The following is a 3449-nucleotide window of genomic DNA, read 5'->3' as shown; positions in this document are numbered from 1 at the left end:
TAACGGAACTATAGACCCTTTAGGAGTCGACATGGAGTACCGGCGGATGGGTGCCTCGGGTCTGGTCGTACCCGCCCTGAGTTTCGGAGCGGGTACCTTCGGTGGCCGCGGCGAACTCTTCGGCGCCTGGGGCGATACCGATATCGAGCAGGCCCGGCGCATGGTGGATATCAGCCTGGACGCGGGCGTGACGATGTTCGATACGGCCGATGTCTACTCCGACGGCGCCTCCGAGGAGGTGCTGGGCGCCGCCATCCGCGGCCGTCGCGACCGGCTGCTGCTCTCCACCAAGGCGAGCCTGCCCACCGGGCCCGGACCGTTCGACGCGGGCTCGGGCCGGGCCCGGTTGATCGGCGCGGTCGAGGCCTCGTTGCGGCGGCTCGGCGTCGAGCACATCGACCTGTTCCAACTGCACGCCTTCGACGCTCACACCCCGATCGAGGAGGTTCTACGGGCGCTCGACGATCTGGTCCGCGCGGGCAAGATCCGGTACCTGGGCGCCTCCAATTTCGCCGGGTGGCAGCTGATGAAATCGCTGGCCGCCGCCGACCGCGGCGGATTCACCCGCTATATCGCGCATCAGGTCTACTACTCGCTGGTCGGCCGCGACTACGAATGGGAGCTGATGCCCTTGGGTCTGGCCGAAGGCGTGGGCGCGGTGATCTGGAGCCCGCTCGGGTGGGGCAGGCTCACCGGCAAGATCCGGCGGGGACAACCACTGCCCGCGGGCAGCCGCCTGCACCGGACGGCCGAGGCGGGCCCGCCGGTGGACGACGAGCACCTCTACACGGTGGTCGACGCGTTGGACGAGATCGCCGCCGAAACCGGCCGGACCGTCCCGCAGATCGCGCTCAACTGGCTGCTCACCCGGCCGACTGTCGCGACCGTGATCGTCGGCGCCCGAAACGAGGAGCAGTTGCGACAGAACCTCGGCGCGGTCGGCTGGGAACTCACCGCCGACCAGCTGGCGCGGTTGGACAAGGCCAGCGCGCTGACCCCGCCGTACCCCTACTACCCGTACTACCGCCTACCGGATTTCACCCGCCTCAACCCGCCCGCGGCCTGACGGCGGCCCGGTGGCCGCCCGCCGCGGCGAGCGTGGGCCCGGCGTACCTCCGGGCCCGGTCGCCCGACCTCAGTAGACGTCGCGGACGTACCGTTTCTCCGCGACCAACTGCTTCTTGAAGGCCAGCGCGCCGTCCTCGTCCAGTTTGCCGTGGACGCGGGCGATCCGGAGCAGGGCGTCATCCACGTCCTTCGCCATCCGCGCGGCGTCACCGCAGACGTAGAAATGCGCGCCGTCACGCAGCCACGACCAGAGCTCGGCGCCGTGCTCGATCATCCGGTGCTGGACGTAGATCCGTTCGCGCTGATCCCGGGAGAAGGCCAGATCGAGCCGGGACAGATGCCCGGACCGGAACATATCCTCCAGTTCGGTGCGGTAGTAGAAGTTCTGGGCGGCATGCTGATCGCCGAAGAAGAGCCAGTTGCGTCCGGTGGCGCCCCCGGCCCGCCGCTCGCGCAGGAAACCCCGGAACGGTGCGATACCGGTACCCGGGCCGACCATGATCATCGGCACGGAGGGGTCCAGCGGTGGCCGGAAATGCGGGGCGCGCTGCAGGAACACCGGCACCGTCGCGTCTTCGGCGCGATCGGCGAGGAAGGTCGAGCACACACCGCCGCGCCGGGCCGCCGATCCCGCGGCGGCCGGGTCGCCGTACCGGACGATCCCGACGGTGAGCTCCACCCGGTCCGGGTCGAGCAGCGGGCCGGACGAGATCGAATACTGACGTGGTTGCAGCTTCTTCAGCACATCCAGCCATTCGACCAGGTCGGCCTGTACCGGGAAGTCCCGGAGCACATCGGCCGCCTGCCGGTCCCACAGGTATCCGGCCAGTTCGTTGCGATTGTCCCGGCGCAGCAGTTTCGCGAGCCGGTTGCTGGAATTGTGTTCGGCCACGAACTCCAGCAGGTCGCGGGAGACCTTGGTGATGTCGTAGTGGGTGCGCAGGGCGCTGTGCAGGCTCATCTCCGCGGCGCCGACGGTGACGGTCCGGTTGCCGTCCAGGCCGGTGGCGTCGAGCCATTCGCCGACGAGCGAGCGGCAGTTCACCGGCCATACGCCCAGTGAGTCGCCGGCCTCGTATCGGGCGCCCAGACCCTGGAGATCGAAGACGAAGCGCCGGACCTCCTTCGCCGCGCCGGGGGCCGTGAGCAGTTCGTTGCGCAGCAACGGCGCGGAAACGGGATTCGCGCGGGTAAAGGGTTCGGGCACGCGCTGGGTGCGGACGGCAGCCGGGCGCTCCAGGACGGCGGTCGCGGCCGCGGGACGTGCGGCCGCCGGGCCCACGCCACCGCTTCCGGATGCTCCGGTGTTCGGTGCGGCGGTGTCCGCGGTGCCGTCCGGCCCGGCCGCGCCCGGCCCGGAGTCCGACAGGGCCGCGATCAGATTGTCCAGCCAGTCCGCGCCCGGCTCCTCGAAATCGGGTTCACAGTCGATCCGGGGCAGCAGTCGGGTGGCACCGCGCTCGGCGAACAGGGTGTCCAGCTTGCGGCCGTGGCCACAGAAATCGTCGTAGGAGGAGTCGCCGAGGGCGAAGACCGCATAGCGCATACCGGTCAGCCGCACCGGGCTCGCGTCGAGCCGGGTCCAGAAATCGGAGCCGTTGTCGGGTGGACCGCCGTCGCCGAAGGTGCTGGTGATCACGACCACATCGCCGGTGAGCGCGGCGAGTTCGCACGAATCCATATCGACCAGTAGCGGCCGGAAACCGGCGTCGGTCAGCCGTTGTGCCGCACCGGCCGCGAACTCCTCCGCGGTACCGGTCTGTGAGGCCCACAACACAGTGACCGCCGGCGACTCCGGCTCGGTATCGGCGTTCATCGCGGCCCGCGAATACATTCCGGCGAGCAGCCCGTCCACCCAGACCCGGCTCCGCGACGACAGGGGTGCCGATTCCGGCAGCACCGGCTGGCCCGCCACCGGAATCGAGTGCAGGGCGGCGAGATACCCGCCGAGATAGATCCGTTCTGTCTCACTCAGGGTCGGGGTGGCGGCGGTATCCAGTCCGAGGGTCGCGGCCAGCGGATGGGTGCCGGGTACGGTCACGCCGGAGTCGACGGCGGGCGATTGCGGTGCGCGCGCGGATGTCACCGGCGCGACCCGCCGCAGTGATACCGCGCACGCCTTGAATTCCGGCTGGAGCGAATCGGCATCGACCGCATCGTTGGTCACCGCGTTGATGGTCAGGTACTCACCCTGTTCGTCGTTCCAGTGGAAGGGCGCGAAGCAGTCGCCGGGGCGTACCCGGTCCGCGATCCGGGCCGGTAGAACCGCCCGCCCACGCCGCGAGGCGATTTCGAGCTGGTCGCCGGGTTCCAGGCCCAGAGCGCGGGCGTCGTCGGGGTGGATCTCGACGAACGGCGCGCGGTCGAGCTTGTTCAGTTTC

General features: G+C 69.8%; 2 protein-coding genes. One reads left to right on the top strand and one right to left on the bottom strand.

The window, feature by feature from the left end:
- Positions 1 to 31 precede the first annotated feature (31 nt).
- The gene (locus ACWDU1_RS30835; protein ID WP_450003874.1) at positions 32 to 1066 is read left to right on the top strand and encodes an aldo/keto reductase; all 1035 of its coding nucleotides are present in this window, start codon (positions 32 to 34) and stop codon (positions 1064 to 1066) included.
- A 69-nt stretch (positions 1067 to 1135) separates the two neighbouring features.
- On the opposite strand, the gene ACWDU1_RS30830 is transcribed toward ACWDU1_RS30835, so the two are convergent.
- On the bottom strand, positions 1136 to 3449 hold a 2314-nt coding region (locus tag ACWDU1_RS30830; protein ID WP_450003872.1), incomplete at its 5' end, for a flavodoxin domain-containing protein.

The sequence above is a fragment of the Nocardia sp. NPDC003345 genome (genome assembly GCF_053589395.1).
The sequence above is the reverse complement of the archived record's forward strand: the minus strand, read 5'-3'. Positions and strand labels throughout refer to the sequence as shown.

Bases quoted from the DNA above. Each gene is read 5' to 3' on its own strand.
- ACWDU1_RS30835 (WP_450003874.1), top strand. From the start codon at position 32: ATGGAGTACCGGCGGATGGGTGCCTCGGGTCTGGTCGTACCCGCCCTG.